We start from the raw sequence: 13,866 nt of genomic DNA, 5'->3' as shown, positions 1-13,866 counted from the left end.
GACGGCCCCGCAGGCGTTACACTGTGACACATGACGCCTATTCGTCACAACCACTCGGACAGCGATGCAGTACTCGACGCGGTGCGCGACTGCGTCCTGGCCGTCGGAGTCCGCCGTACGACGCTGACCGACGTGGCCCGCCGCGCGGGTGTCTCCCGGATGACGCTGTACAGACGCTGGCCCGACGTGCGCTCCCTGGTGGGCGACCTCATGACCCGCGAGTGGGTCGCGGTGGCCACGGCGGCCATGCCCGAACGGCGGCCCGGGACGAGCGCGCGCGGCCTGATCGTCGAAGGGCTCGTCACCGGAGTGAGGGCCTTCCGCGCCCATCCGCTCTTCCGGAAGATCGTCGACGTCGACCCGGAACTGCTTCTGCCTTACGTCCTCGACCGCCGCGGCGCGAGCCAGCAGGCCCTTCTCGCCCTGCTGGCCGACGGCCTGCGCGAAGGCCACGCCGACGGGTCGGTGCGCGCCGGCCATGTCGAACGGCAGGCACGGGCCCTGCTGCTGATCGTCCAGTCCTTCACCCTGTCCTTGCGGACCATGACCGACGAGGACGACGCCGACCTGAGCAGTGAGGCCTTCCTGGCGGAACTGCGCAGCATCCTGGAAAGGACCCTCACGCCATGAGCCCCGCCACTCCCCCTCTCCTGGTTCCCGGATCGTCCCTGTCCGCCGCGCGGCGCTCGCGTGAACTGGCCGAGGCCGTCGGCGGTCCGGCCGTGGACGTCCTGGTCGTGGGGCTGGGCGCGACGGGTGCCGGGGTCGCCCTGGACGCCGCGGCCCGCGGTCTGTCGGTGGTCGCCGTCGACGCCCACGACCTGGCCTTCGGCACCTCGCGCTTCAGCAGCAAGCTCATCCACGGCGGGCTGCGCTACCTCGCCTCGGCACAGCTCGACGTGGCCCATGAGAGCGCCGTCGAGCGCGGGGTGTTGATGGAGCGCACGGCACCGCACCTGGTCCGGGCCCAGCCCTTCGTGCTTCCCCTCACCCCTCTGGTCTCCCGCGGTCAGTCCGCCCTGGCCTGGGCCGGATTCCGCGCCGGTGACACCCTGCGCCTGGCGGCCCGCACGGCCCGCGCCACCCTGCCCGCCCCGCGTCGGCTCTCCGTCGTGGAGACCCGGCACCTCGCCCCCGCCCTGCGCACCCAGGGCCTGCGCGGCGGCCTGCTGTCCTGGGACGGCCGGCTCACCGACGACGCCCGCCTGGTGACCGCGATCGCCCGCACCGCCGCCGCACGCGACGCACGCATCCTGACCCGTGTGAGGGCTCTGGAGCTCACCGCGTCCGGCGCCCGCATACGCGACGAACTCACCGGCGAGGAGGGCGAGATCAAGGCCCGCGCGGTGATCAACGCTTCCGGCGTCTGGGCGGGCGACCTGGTGGAGGGCATCCGGATCCGCCCCTCACGCGGCACCCACCTCGTCCTGCGCTCCGACCACCTCGGTCCGCTGCCCGCAGGGCTGCACGTCCCGGTCCCCGGCGAGACCAACCGCTTCGTCCTCGTCCTGCCCCAGGGCGACGGCCGCGTCTATGTCGGGCTCACCGACGAGCCCGTCGGGGGCGACATCCCCGACGTTCCCGAGGTGCCCGAGACGGACATCGGCTTCCTCCTCGACGTGCTCGGCTCCGTCCTGGACCTCCCCGTCCAACGCGACGACGTGGTGGGCGCGTTCGCGGGCCTGCGCCCCCTGCTCGACACCACGCCGACGGCACGCTCCGGTTCGGCTCCGCGGACCGCCGACATCTCCCGTCGGCACGCGGTGGTCACCTCGCCGGACGGCGTGATCACCGTGGTCGGCGGCAAGCTCACCACGTACCGGCGCATGGCGCAGGACGCCGTCGACGCGGCCGTCACCGCCCGCCGGCTCACTGCCGGCCCCTCCCCCACGGCCACCCTGCCCCTCGTCGGCGCCGCATCACCCGCCGCCCTCGGCTCCCTCCAGGCACCACGCCGCCTCATCCAGCGCTACGGCACGGAGGCACCGGCCATCCACGCACTCGCCGCGCACGATCCCCGGCTGGCCGAACCTGTGCTGCCGGGACATCCCGTCACCCGCGCCGAACTGCTGTGGGCCGTACGCCACGAAGGCGCCCTGGACGAGGCCGACCTGCTCGACCGGCGGACACGCATCGGACTGGTCCCGGCCGATCGCGCGGCTGCGCTGGATGCCGTCCGCCAGGTCTGGTCCGAAGTGTCGACCTGACTCCGACCGGCGCGCGGGTGGGCCGCATCGGCACCCTCTTCACGACCGTGCGCTCGACGTCGAGCTCGGTGGAGCAGCCGTAACCGCCGTGGATGCGGACGGCGTTGAGGGCGACCTGCGTGGCGTCTCGGGGCGAAGAGTTGGAGGGTGAGCCGGCGGGCCTCCAGACCCCGCACCCGAATCGCCGGTCCGGCGATCGTTTGGGCCACCATGGTCAACTGCGGTACGTCACCGGATGCATCGCCCTCCCCTTTCCTGGCCACTCTCCTCGTACGCGAGTACGCGAGCCCTCCCCGCACCCTCCTGGAGACCACCGATGCCGACCGCTCCAACCCCACTCAGCTCGTACGTGGAGTCGTGGACTCCTGAGCCGGTGACGGACCGCGACCCGCTGTCCCCCGGTCCCACGGCGGCCCTTTCAGCGGTGCTGAACCTGCCCGATCCCGCCGCCGAGGCCGGCGATCCTCTTCCCCCGCTCTGGCACTGGCTCCACTTCCTCGCCTGGCCCGCACAGCGTGAACTGGGCGCTGACGGCCACCCTCTGCACGGCCACTTCCTGCCGCCCGTCCCCCACCGCCGGCGCATGTGGGCCGGCGGCCGCTGCGAGATCACCGAACCGCTGCGCCTCGGTGAACCCGCCGAACGCGTCCGCAGCCTCGCCTCGGTCAGCGCCAAACAGGGCCGTTCCGGCGAGATGCTGTTCGTCACCGAGCGCCGGGAGTTCCGCCAGCACGGCCGGACGTGTCTCGTCGAGGAGCAGGACATCGTCTACCGGTCGGGCGGCAACGCCGGTGCACAGCACCCGACCGCCCTCGACGCGTCCACCCTCCCCGCAGGCCGAGGACCCCTGGCAGCTTCCGCTGCGCCCGGGCCCTGCGCTGCTGTTCCGCTTCAGCGCCCTCACCGCGAACGCCCACCGCATTCACTACGACGCCCCGTACTGCCGCGACGAGGAGGGCTACCCCGGCCTCGTCGTCCACGGCCTCCTGCTCGCCCTGCTGATGCTGGAACTGACGCGGCGCCAGGCCCCGGACCGGCAGGTGCGCGAGCTGTCGTACCGGCTGCGCCGCCCGGTCTTCGCCGGCGAAGGCATCGTGGCCTGCGGCACGCCCTCGGGCGACCGTGCCGACCTGCGCGTCGCCAGCCACCGCGAGCAACGGCATGCCACGGCAGAGGTGACCTTCGCGTGACCGGCAAGCCCTGTATCGACATCGACATCGACATCGACATCGACGCCGTACGTCAGACGCCGGTACGCCGAAGTCGCCACACGTGGTCGTCCCGGAAGCCCTCCAGCCCCTCGGGTGACTCGCTCGGCTTGCGTACCGTGTCCAGCGTCTCCACGCTCCAGTCGGCCTCCGGCAGGTCGAGTTCGTCGAGGACGCCCCGCAGCGTGGGGAACTCCGCTTCGAAGGGCGGCTCGGTCTGCCAGGAGGGCCAGCCTGCGTGCATGACGATCAGCAAGGTGCCGCCGGCCGCGACGGCCGCTGCGGCCTGCCGGAGAACCCGCTGTTGGTCGAGCGGGACCGGTGACTGAAGGAACTGCGCGTTCACCAGGTCGAAGGAACCCTCGGGAAACGTCTCTCCGAGCACGTGCCGTTCCCAGGTCGTTCGGTCGCTCACACCGGCGTCGGCGGCGTGCAGGGCCGCGCGTTCCAGAGCCGTGTGTGCGATGTCGACGCCGGTGACGCGCCAGCCGCGTGAGGCGAGCCACACCACGTCGCCTCCTTCGCCGCATCCGAGGTCGAGCGCGCTTGCGGGTGCGAGGCCGGAGGCCTCACGCACGAGCAGCGCGTTGGGGCGACCGCTCCACAGACGCCCGTCGCGGTCGCGGTAGCGGGCCTCCCAGAACTCGGCGGCCTTCAGGTCGGATGTCTCGGTCATGGCGCCTCCCGTACACACAGATGTCAGGAGGGACTCGGACAGGCGCGAAGCCTGCCCGGTCCCACGCTCATGAAGCCTGCGGGAGGCCGTGGAGGGAGACAAACAGTGTTGCCGGTTCAGCAAAGCGAGGGGTGAGCGACCACAGAACTACGACCTTGGTCCCGGTCCACCTGAGCCCGCGGCCCGATCTACCGAGCCCGCGCCCCGCCTAGCCTCACACCATGCGTATTGGACTACTTGGCACCGGCAACGTCGCCCGAGCACTGGGCCATGGATGGCGCGCCGCAGGACACGACGTGTTACTGGGCTCGCGCGATCCGAAGGAACGCACTGACCTCGGCCTCCCCGTGGCGGGCCTGAGCGAGACGGCGGCCCACGCGGAGGTTCTGGTCAACGCGACCCCCGGGACCGTCTCCGTGGAACTGCTGCACTCGATCGGGGCACCGGCGCTGGCCGGCATCCTGCTGATCGATGTCGGGGTCGGCCTCAGCGACGACTACACCGAACTCTCGCACCCCAACAGCAGCCTGGGTGAACAGATCCAGGAGGCCTTCCCCCTGACCCCGGTCGTCAAGACGCTGTGCACCATGGACGCCACCGTGATGATCGCCCCGAACGATCTCGAGGACGCGAGCACCGTGTTCCTCTCCGGCGACGACGCCGAGGCCAAGCGGACCACCGGCCGGCTGCTCACCGACCTCGGCTGGGCCCCGTCGTCCCAGCTCGACATCGGCGGCATCCGCACGGCACGCGGACAGGAGCACTTCGCGTTGCTCTTCATGGGGATCGCGGGCGGCGTGGGCGCGCACATGTTCAACATCAAGGTGGTCACGCGCGCCGCCGTCGAGTAGGTCACTCCCCCGGCGCCTCCAGCCAGAAGCCCGCGCGCGTGCGCCAGAGGTCGAGGAGTCCGGTGTCGCCCTTTGTCTCCACGGCGGATGCCGGCCGGCGGTAGAAGTACAGGAGGAGGTCGGTCACCGGGCCGCGTGCGGTTGCGGTCGCGGTGGCGTCGCCGGGTCCGGGGCGCCAGATGGGGTGCTTGCCCGTGAGGTCGACGAGCCATTCGCCGGCGTCGGTCGCGTCGAAGTGGAGGCCACGGTCCGGACCGAGCAGGTCGGGCAGGTCCGGACCCGGCTCGAATGCCTCGGGGAACGTCGAGAACTCCAGCCATTCCTGCACCGCGTCGACGGCGAGGTCGCCATCGAGCGCGTACTCGGCCCCCACCGTCAGGGCGGCGTCGGCCCGGTGCAGGGCGGTCTCGTAGGTCATGCGCCGGGCCCAGAACGCCACCGGCGCCGACCGATCGTCGGACGGGTTCCACGCCTGAGCGTCGGGGCCGGCGGCGCGCAGGGTGGCGCTGAGCCGTGCCGCGCCTTCGGTGAGCCACGGGAGGAGGAAGTCCTCGTGCTCGTGGGTGTACGGGGTCACGTCGTTCACGCCGTCGTCGGGGATCGGACCGGTGGCGCGGGTCCGTACGATCTCCTCGGCCCACCGGTGGTCGCCGCCCACGTGCCGCAGCAGTTGGCCGAGGTTCCAGCCGGGGCAGGAGAGCACCGGCGAGGTCATGTCCGCGCCGCGCACATGGGCGGTGAGCCGCTCGGTCTGGGAGACGATCGCGTCGCAGTAACGGTCGAACGTCAGCGAGGTCATCGCCTCATGATGCCGCAGGGCCAGGATCTGCCTTGTCAGTGGTCTCGGATACTGTGTGCCGCCTGAGCAAGATCAGCAAGAGCAGGATCGGGTGGGGAGATCACCATGTTGGTGGGGGCGGGACAGGTACGGCGCCGGCTGGCGCAGGTGGCATTGCTGGCAGGGGTGCTGACGGGCTGTTCGGGGGCGGCCGAGGACGATCCGAAGGCGTCGGCGAGCGCATCGACGTCGGCGGGCGCGTCGGCCGAGGCGGCGAGTGACGGCGGTACGGCGGTGAAGCGCGGGGGGACCATCGGCGCCGCCGGATCGGACTGCGAGCTCCCTGTCACCTTCGACATCGCCCAGTACTGGGAGGCGGAGGCCGTCGACGGCGGGACCGGGAAGGACAAGGCGGGCGGCAGTGGTGAGGGGTCGGGAGACTCCGAGGACAGCGAGTTGGCCCAGGAGATCGCCGACGCGCTGCTGCACCAGGGCCCGGTCACGGCCGCCTGCGAGGTCGACGCCAAGCCGGCGGGGAACATCGGCTTCCTGCGCATCTGGACGGGTGAGCCGGGTGACGACGACGCACGCACCGTACTGGAGGCCTTCCTGGCCGACGAGAACGGCGTGAGCAAGGCGAAGTACAGCGCGTTCAAGACGGGTGACCTCGCCGGTGCCGAGGTGAAGTACCTCGTCACGAGCAAGCTCCTGGAGGAGACGAAGGAGGAGACCGCCCTGGCCGTCACCACCGAGAAGGGGCCGGTCGTCATACACCTCGGCGGGATGGACACCGAGGAGCACCGGGCGATGCTGCCGGCGTACGAACTGGCCAAGAAGACACTGCGGGTCGGCTGAGCGACAGGTGTGTCCGGCGCGGCTGGAAGGGCCGCCGCGCCGGACACCGGTCCTGAGCCCGTCCGGTGCCGGTCAGAAACCGGTCCCGGGTCGGTCAGTAAGCCGTCTCGGTCAAGAAGCCGTATGGGTCAGGAAGCCGTACAGGAGCCGACCACCGGCGCCGCATCGGTGCCGTTCTTCATCACCGTGAAGCCGAAGCTGGTGGATGCTCCGGCGGCCAGGGTGCCGTTGCCGTTCGGCCTCATCGTCATGACGTTGCCGCCGGTGTCCCAGCTGGGCGTGCCGTTCCAGGTCGCGGAGACCTTCTGCGGGGGTGTCACCGTGACGGTCACGGTCCAGTTGCTGATCCCTGAACTCCCCGCGGTGATGGTGACCTTGCCGTTGAAGCGGTCACTCCATTCCTCGGCCTTGCTGTAGGTGGCCGTGCAGGCGGAGCCGGGATTGCCGCCGCCCGAGGAGGAGCCGCCGAGCGCGGTCAGGACCGCGTTGTACGCCGGCTTCTTGTTGTAGTTGTCGTCGAACAGCAGAGGCGTTCCGCTCGCGCGCCAGGAGTACTTGTCGGTGACGCCCCAGACGGTGATGCCGGTGCAGCGCGAGACGGCCAGGCAGGCCCGTGTCACGTTGGTGTAGCTGTTGGCCTGCGCCGTGCCCGAGCCCTCGATGTCCAGCTCGGTGATCTGCACGTCGACGCCGAGGTCGGCGAAGCGCTGGAGATTGGACTGGTAGTCGGACGGGACCGGGGAGGCGCTGTTGAAGTGGGACTGGAAGCCGACGCAGTCGATCGGTACTCCGCGGGACTTGAAGTCCCTGACCAGGTTGTAGACGGCATTGCTCTTCGCGTTGACGCCGTCGGTGTTGTAGTCGTTGTAACAGAGCTTGGCGGCCGGGTCCGCGGCGCGGGCGGTGCGGAACGCCTCCTCGATGAAGCCGTTGCCGAGCTTGTCCTGGAAGGGCGAGCTGCGCCGGGCGCCGCTGCTTCCGTCCTGGAAGGCCTCGTTGACGACGTCCCAGGAGTGGATCTTGCCCTTGTAGTGCTGCATGACCTGCGTGATGTGGTTGTTCATCGCCGATCTGAGGTCGGCGGTGCCAAGGCCGGCGACCCAGCTCGGCAGCTGGGAGTGCCAGACCAGGGTGTGTCCGCGGACCTTCATGCCTCTGCTCTGGGCGTGGTTCACGATCTGGTCGGCCGAGCCGAAGGTGAAGGTGCCGCGGGTGCGCTCGGTGGCGTCCCACTTCATCTCGTTCTCCGGCGTCACCGAGTTGAACTCGGTGTTGAGCGTCGAGGCGTACGGGGCTTCGCCCAGGTGGTTCGCGGCGACGGCGGCGCCGAAGTAGCGGCCCTTCTCGGCCGCCGCGGCGCCGAGGGTACTGGCGGCCTCGGCGGTGCCCGCGAGGGCGGTGACGCCACCGGCGGCGAGCAGGCCCGCCATGCCGAGGGCCAGTGCGGTGCGGGTGCGCGAGCGGCGAGGGCGACGCTGGGGAGGCGGGTCGACGGATGTGCGGGTCACCATCTCGTCTCCTTCCTGGGGCTTCGAAAGTTTCGGACGGATTTCCGAATTTCGCGGCAGACCTTAGGAGCGACACCCATGGCCGTCAACAGACTGCACGCCCAGGAACCTCAGTTGGCTCAAGAATGCCCCTCGCGACAGCCGTTGGCGGATCGAAAGTTTCGATCCGCTCCACGACTGCCGCAGCAGGCGCCTAGGCCCCAGCGCCGGTGTAGGCCGCGATCGTCGCCGCCGTAGTGGCCGCCACGACCTGCCCGTCGGCGCCCGAGGCGGTGTAGGCCTCACCCCACAGCTCCCCGGACCGGGTCGCGTACGCCTTGCCCTCGTCCGAGAGCTGCCAGGCCTCGGACTCCTCCTTACTCATCCCGCCGCCGGCGAGGTGCATGGCGAGGCCCAGCAGCCCGAGGTCCCAGCCGACACCCACGGCTCCCGGCCCGAACTGGTCCCAGAACTCGTCCGGCACGACGGCCACATGCTCCAGCTCCAGTATCGTGCGCTCCTCGCCCTCCGGCGTGAGCCGCACCTCGACCTCGCTGAATCCCGGGTCGGGCCCGTACAGCCAGCTCACCCGCAGCCGCGAGGGCTCCTCGCATGCGAGGATCTCACCACCGGCGTTGCCCTCCAGCTGATAGCGCCCGCCGACCTTGAACTCCCCGCCGACGGGCAGGAACCAGCGGCTGATCCGCTCGGGCGACGTCACCGCGTCCCACACGTCCGCCAACTCGGCCTCGTACGTGCGCCGCAGCAGCACCGTGCGGGCCTCGCCGGTCTCGACCTGCCGTGCACCGACCTGCCGGTGCAGGCGGTTCAACTCGTCGACGATCTCACTCATCCCCGCTCGCTTCCTTTCTCAGCCTGCGCTCGCGCTTGCCTCGCGCGAGTTCCGTTCCGAGGGCGTCGAGCCGTTGTTCCCAGAAGCCGCGGAACCTCTCCAGCCATGCGTCCACTTCGCGCAGCGGCGTGGCATCAACGGCGTACAGCCGGCGCGTGCCTTCCGCCCGCACGGACGCGAAGCCGCTCTCGCGCAGCACCCGCAGGTGCTGCGACACGGCCGGCTGGGAGATTCCGAACTCGTCCTGGATCACGGCACTGATGTCGCCCGATGCCTGCTCGCCGGTCGCGAGCAGCTCCAATATCCGGCGCCTGACCGGATCACCCAGCACATCGAATGCGTGCACGGCTTCACTATGCCAGCGGCTGCTTATATAAGGCAAGGCTTAAACAACGGACCTGGACGGGCCGCGGCCGAAGCGCGGGATGTCCGCCTGCCGCGTGCCCTTCCCGCCTATCCCCGGTCGGTGAGGAACCCGTCGAGCGCCACGGTCAGTTCGGCCGGCTTCTCCACCGGCAGTTCGTGACCGGCGTCCAGCACCCGGATCACCGCGTCGGGGTAGGCCTTGGCCATCCGCAGCATCTGACCGAGGGGCAGCTGGATGTCGTGGTAGCCGTGCACCATCAGGGTGGGCGTGCGTATCTCGCCGACCCTGTCCAGGACATCGAAGGCACGCATGGCGCCGTAGAGCGTCATGACGACTTCGCGGGGAGTGTCGGCGGAGGCGCGGATGTACTCGCGGATCTCCTCGCGAGGGTAGCCGGGGGCGAAGGCGCGCTGGATGTTGGTGGCGACGAACAGCTTGAAGGGGGCGAGCGTCGAGGCGGCCATCAGCAGGGCGCGGCCCCGGCTGTAGGCCATCCTGCCGATGGAGTTCACCAGCACCATGCGCTCGACCCGTTCCGGATGGGCGAGGGTGATGGTCTGGGCGATCATCCCGCCCATGGAGTGGCCGATGATCGCGAACCGCTCGATCTCGAGGTGACCGAGGAGGGCGAGCACGTCCTTGGCCAGGTCGTCGATCGTGCGCGCTCCCGCCCCGCTGCTCTCGCCGTGCCCGCGCAGGTCGAGCCGGACCACGCGCCGCTTCTCGGCGAAGTGGGCCACCTGGTGGTCCCAGCGATGCCGGTTCGCCGTCCAGCCGTGGACGAACACCAGGGGCACACCCGAGCCCTCGCGAGGGCCCTCGTCGTCGTACGTCAGCGTCACGCCGTCGACTTCGAGCTGCGGCATGGGTGGCCTCCTGGGATACGGCGGAAAGGATCTGGTTACTGATCGGTACGTTAACCGGCGTCGTAGGCCGCCGTCACCGCCGTTCGTCCAGGAAATCGAGGATGTGCCCGAACACATCGAGGGCCGCTCCCCTGCCGAGGAACGTGTCCAGGTGGCCGTAGCCGGGGATCTCGGTGTACGTCACGTCCAGTTGCGGCCGGCGACGGGCGAGGACGTCGCGGCACAGCTCCTGGGAGTCGAGCCACAGGCCGTTCTCGCTGCCCGCCAGGAGCAGGACGGGGGTGTCGATGCGGGCCGCCGCGTCCAGGGCGTTCTGCGGGAGGGCCCGGTAGCGCTGGTCGGTGTCGTGCCAGCGGACGACGGTGCGGGCCAGTTCGATGCGGCGCAGGTGCGGCAGGATCCACAGCGGGGCGGGGCCGAGGAGGTCCGCGAGACGGTCGTGGGTCGTGTCGGTGAGGTGCTCGTGCACGAACAGGGAGGCGCCGGTGCCCCAGGCCGAGTTGTGCAGGATCTGGCAGGTGGGGTCCGGACAGGTCGCCTTGCGGGAGGCGAGGGCGAACAGCGGGGTGTACTTCGACCTCAGGCCGACCTTGCGGAAGTCGACGGGGATGTGGTCGATACGGGACTTCAGCAGCTCCCCGGCCAGCGTCATGCGCAGGGAGGTGCGGCCCGCGAGCTTCGGCGTGAGGAACACGCCCTGGGACACCACGCCGGCAAGCCCGGGGACCAGGCCCGCCGTCATGCTCAGGGAAAGGGTGAGGGAGCCGATGCAGTGGGCGACGGCGAACAGGGGGCGGTCGCCGACGCGGGTGCGGATGTGGCGGACGGCCTCGGGGATGTCGTAGAGGGCGACGTCGTCGTAGGTGTAGCGGCGGCCCGTCTCGTTGTACGGGAGGCGGCAGCTGCCTCGCCAGTCGAGCAGCCAGGGCTCGTAGCCCTCGTCCAGCAGGACGTCGACCAGGTTGCGGGTCTCGGGCAGCAGGAACATGTCGGCCGAGGCGGTGTGTCCGTGCAGGAGCAGCACGGCGGGACGGCCCCGGTCGCCGGTGGCGATGCGGGTCAGGCCGAGGCGTACCCCGTCGCTGGTGTGGAACGGGATCTCCTCGATCCTGGCCGGGTCGAGGCGGTGCTGGAGGGGGCGCAGGGTCGTGGTGGTCCTGACCTTGCGCAAGGCCGGCCTGGCGGTCCTGGGATTCGTCGTCCGGAAGATCATCGGTGGTGCTCCGTGGGGGTCTGGGTGCGGCGCAGGTCGAGCAGGTCCGCGGCGGCGCGGGCGAAGGGCCCGAGCAGGCCGCGGCCCATCTCCAGGCCGAACCAGGCGAGCCAGGTCAGCTTGGCGGCGCGTTTCTCCTGGCTGGTCAGGCGCGGGTCGACCTTGATGCCGTCGATCTGGTCGCGTACGTAGGAGTCGGCGGGGACGACGACCTCGCCGGCCAGGCTCGCCGCTTCGCCCTCGCGGCCGAGCTCCACGGTCAGGGCCCGGGTCTGGCGCCAGACGTCACGGCGGGCGCGGGCGTACTTGTGGCCCTCCAGCCACCAGCGGCCACCGTCGACGTCCGTCAACTCCATGCGGTAGCGCAGGAGTTGGTGGCGAAGGCCGTGGCGGTGCGGGATGCCTTCCTCGGGGCGGATCCAGATGTCGCCGCGTGCCACGGTGAGCGGCTCGGGGTGCACGGCCGGGCAGGTGACCTGGCCGCGGACGTCGACACGGCGGTCCGTCACCAGCTGGTGCATGCTCGCGATGGAGAGGGTGAGGGCCATCGAGCAGGGGGTGTCGGGCGCGGCACCGACGGGGCCGACGCTGCCCTCGGTCGTCTCGTCGAACCAGAGGTAGGGCTGGTCGTCCTTGTGCGGGAGGCGGGCCAGCCCGTCGCCGGCGAGGCGTTCGAACGTCTTCAGCTGGGCGCGGGCGTCGTAGCGGGCGGCCGGCTGGAGACCGAGTGCTTCGACCAGTGCCGTGGTGCGGTCGGCGATGGCGGCGGGTCCCTTCAGGGTCGCCTCGCACAGTTTCAGGGCGGTGGGGCTCTGCAACACGCGGGTGAGGAAGGCCAGTTCGGGGACCGGGTCGGCCCGGAGGCGGGCCAGGGCGTCGGTGCGCCACTCGTCCCAGTCCTGGACGCGGACGTGCATGCCGCCGAGCGCCATGTCCTGGACGACGTCGTCGAGGGTGTTGGGGACGCCGGTGAGGTTGTAGTCGAAGCCCCAGGCGTCGGGTTCGCAGATGGCGGCGACCGCGACGCGGCTGACCCAGTCGACCGGCGCGGCGTTGAGGTAGCGGAAGGCGGGGACGGTGCGGAACCGGCCGAAGGCCGAGATGAGCCCGCTGCTGAGGTCCTGGGGGTTGTAGGCGCCGGTCTTGCTGTGGCCGCCGATTCCGCCCGGGCGCAGGGCGGTGACGACCAGGCCGTGGTCGCGGGCCCGGCGCAGGGCGACCTCGGCGGCCCACTTGGTCTGGTCGTAGCCGGCGATCAGGCGGTCGATGTGCGCGAACGGGTCGTCCTCGCCCATGGAGGGGATGCCGACCTCGTTGAAGACGGCGATGGAGGAGATGTGGTGCAGGGGCTTGGGACGCCCGGTCGCGGCGAGTTCGGCCAGAGTGAGGGCGCCGAGGACGTTGCTGCTGCGCAGGGACTGGTACCCGCGCAGGAAGTCCACGGCGGCCGCGACGCCGACGACGCTGTCCAGCTCCTGGGCGAGGGTGTTCCAGAGGTCGTCGGACAGGCCCAGGTGGGGGTCGCGCATGTCGCCGGGGAGCACGGTGATGCGGCGGCGGACTTCCGACGACCAGGGCAGCGAGTAGCTCTTGAGAGCGTCGCCGAGCCGGGAGGTGGCCGCCTCCTCGTCGGCGGCCCGGACCAGGCAGTAGACGTGGGCGTCACTGTGGCGCAGCAGGTCCAGGAGCATATGGCTGCCGAGGAAGCCGGTGGCGCCGGTCAGCAGGATGCGGCGGGGCGGGAGGGGGTCGGGCGAGGCGGTGAAGGGGAGGCGGTCGGCAAGGGCCAGGTCGGCGAGGATCTGGTTGAGGTCCTCGGGGCGGGCGGTGGCGTCCGAGGGGGTGGGGCGCGCCAGGGCCGCGGGCGGGGGCGGGGCGGTGATTGCCGGGAGGGGGGCGGCGGCTGGCGGGCGCTGAACCGTGCGGACCGGCGCAGGTGCGGCCGGCTCCAGTGCAGTCGCTTCCCGTACGTCGGCCTCCGGTGCGGCGGCTTCCGTTACGGCCGTTTCCGGTACGGCAGCCGCAACCCCGGTGCTGCTCCCGAGCCCTCGCCTGGCCAGGTTGATCGGGCGGGCGTCGGCGAACACCTCGTCCAGGTCGATCTCCATGCCCAGCTCGTCCTCCAGCGCGGCGACGAGCTCCACGGCGTTCACGGAGGTGCCCCCGGCGTCGAAGAAGTCGGCGTCGGGTGACAGCTGCCCTGCGGGGACGTAACGGCCGGCCACGGCTGCGACGGCGGCCGCGAGGGTGTCCACGTCAGGCGGCGCGGGGCTGTCGGTGTCGGTGCCGGACGGCGCACCCGCGCTGATCACGGCCGTCTGCTGCGGAGTTGAAGGTCCTTCGGCCTCCGGCTGCGTGGGCGGCGCGGCCGCTGCCGCGACCCTGGCCAGCAGGTCGGTCACGGACAGTCCGAGTCCGCCCCGCTCCATCTCCTCCTCGGTCGCCCGCTGTTCGGCGGCTGCCGACACGTTCTCGTTCACCTCACGCATGAGAGCCCTTCACGGT

General features: G+C 71.0%; 14 protein-coding genes. 5 read left to right on the top strand and 9 right to left on the bottom strand.

Annotated elements, in window-relative coordinates:
- The first annotated feature begins 30 nt into the window (after window positions 1-30).
- Window positions 31-630: a TetR/AcrR family transcriptional regulator gene (locus tag OHT51_RS40620; RefSeq protein WP_328883917.1), complete on the top strand. Its 600-nt coding sequence runs from the start codon at window positions 31-33 to the stop codon at window positions 628-630.
- The gene (locus OHT51_RS40615) at window positions 627-2,207 is read left to right on the top strand and encodes a glycerol-3-phosphate dehydrogenase/oxidase (RefSeq protein WP_328883916.1); all 1,581 of its coding nucleotides are present in this window, start codon (window positions 627-629) and stop codon (window positions 2,205-2,207) included. Before OHT51_RS40620 ends, OHT51_RS40615 begins: the two co-directional genes overlap by 4 nt.
- A 418-nt stretch (window positions 2,208-2,625) precedes the next feature.
- Here the strand turns inward: OHT51_RS40615 and OHT51_RS40610 are convergent, their stop codons facing one another.
- Window positions 2,626-3,009 carry a hypothetical protein gene (locus tag OHT51_RS40610; RefSeq protein WP_328883915.1) on the bottom strand — a complete coding sequence of 128 codons (384 nt, stop codon included), beginning with the start codon at window positions 3,007-3,009 and terminating at the stop codon, window positions 2,626-2,628.
- On the opposite strand from OHT51_RS40610, the gene OHT51_RS40605 reads away from it, so the two are divergent.
- Complete coding sequence (locus tag OHT51_RS40605) at window positions 2,999-3,397, top strand: hypothetical protein (protein WP_328883914.1); 399 nt, start codon at window positions 2,999-3,001, stop codon at window positions 3,395-3,397. The two genes, OHT51_RS40610 and OHT51_RS40605, sit on opposite strands and share 11 nt — an antisense overlap.
- A 52-nt stretch (window positions 3,398-3,449) precedes the next feature.
- On the opposite strand, the gene OHT51_RS40600 is transcribed toward OHT51_RS40605, so the two are convergent.
- A complete protein-coding gene (locus OHT51_RS40600) occupies window positions 3,450-4,091 on the bottom strand; it encodes a class I SAM-dependent methyltransferase (protein WP_328883913.1) in 642 nt (213 codons plus the stop codon).
- Between the two features lie 221 nt (window positions 4,092-4,312).
- Here OHT51_RS40600 and OHT51_RS40595 point away from each other — a divergent pair, with 221 nt between their 5' ends.
- Window positions 4,313-4,942: an NADPH-dependent F420 reductase gene (locus OHT51_RS40595; protein WP_328883912.1), complete on the top strand. Its 630-nt coding sequence runs from the start codon at window positions 4,313-4,315 to the stop codon at window positions 4,940-4,942.
- 1 nt (window position 4,943) lies between these two features.
- Here the strand turns inward: OHT51_RS40595 and OHT51_RS40590 are convergent, their stop codons facing one another.
- Complete coding sequence (locus OHT51_RS40590; protein ID WP_328883911.1) at window positions 4,944-5,741, bottom strand: maleylpyruvate isomerase family mycothiol-dependent enzyme; 798 nt, start codon at window positions 5,739-5,741, stop codon at window positions 4,944-4,946.
- 105 nt (window positions 5,742-5,846) lie between these two features.
- On the opposite strand from OHT51_RS40590, the gene OHT51_RS40585 reads away from it, so the two are divergent.
- On the top strand, window positions 5,847-6,575 hold the full coding sequence (locus OHT51_RS40585) for a lipoprotein (RefSeq protein WP_328883910.1): 729 nt from the start codon (window positions 5,847-5,849) through the stop codon (window positions 6,573-6,575).
- 128 nt (window positions 6,576-6,703) lie between these two features.
- On the opposite strand, the gene OHT51_RS40580 is transcribed toward OHT51_RS40585, so the two are convergent.
- The 6 genes from OHT51_RS40580 to OHT51_RS40555 form a co-directional block, all read right to left on the bottom strand.
- On the bottom strand, window positions 6,704-8,086 hold the full coding sequence (locus OHT51_RS40580) for an endo-1,4-beta-xylanase (RefSeq protein WP_443052670.1): 1,383 nt from the start codon (window positions 8,084-8,086) through the stop codon (window positions 6,704-6,706).
- Between the two features lie 190 nt (window positions 8,087-8,276).
- The gene (locus tag OHT51_RS40575; RefSeq protein ID WP_328883909.1) at window positions 8,277-8,915 is read right to left on the bottom strand and encodes an SRPBCC family protein; all 639 of its coding nucleotides are present in this window, start codon (window positions 8,913-8,915) and stop codon (window positions 8,277-8,279) included.
- A complete protein-coding gene (locus tag OHT51_RS40570) occupies window positions 8,908-9,261 on the bottom strand; it encodes an ArsR/SmtB family transcription factor (RefSeq protein ID WP_328883908.1) in 354 nt (117 codons plus the stop codon). Before OHT51_RS40570 ends, OHT51_RS40575 begins: the two co-directional genes overlap by 8 nt.
- Window positions 9,262-9,368: 107 nt before the next feature.
- Complete coding sequence (locus tag OHT51_RS40565) at window positions 9,369-10,148, bottom strand: alpha/beta fold hydrolase (RefSeq protein WP_328883907.1); 780 nt, start codon at window positions 10,146-10,148, stop codon at window positions 9,369-9,371.
- A gap of 73 nt (window positions 10,149-10,221) precedes the next feature.
- Entirely contained in the window at window positions 10,222-11,361 is a 1,140-nt protein-coding gene (locus OHT51_RS40560; RefSeq protein WP_328883906.1) for an alpha/beta fold hydrolase, read from the bottom strand.
- Window positions 11,358-13,850 (bottom strand): thioester reductase domain-containing protein, encoded by a 2,493-nt coding sequence (locus OHT51_RS40555; protein WP_328883905.1) that lies wholly within the window; start codon window positions 13,848-13,850, stop codon window positions 11,358-11,360. Before OHT51_RS40555 ends, OHT51_RS40560 begins: the two co-directional genes overlap by 4 nt.
- Window positions 13,851-13,866 lie beyond the last annotated feature (16 nt).

This window comes from Streptomyces sp. NBC_00299 (assembly GCF_036173045.1).
GTDB lineage: Bacteria > Actinomycetota > Actinomycetes > Streptomycetales > Streptomycetaceae > Streptomyces > Streptomyces machairae.
This window is presented reverse-complemented; position numbering and strand designations above follow the sequence as displayed.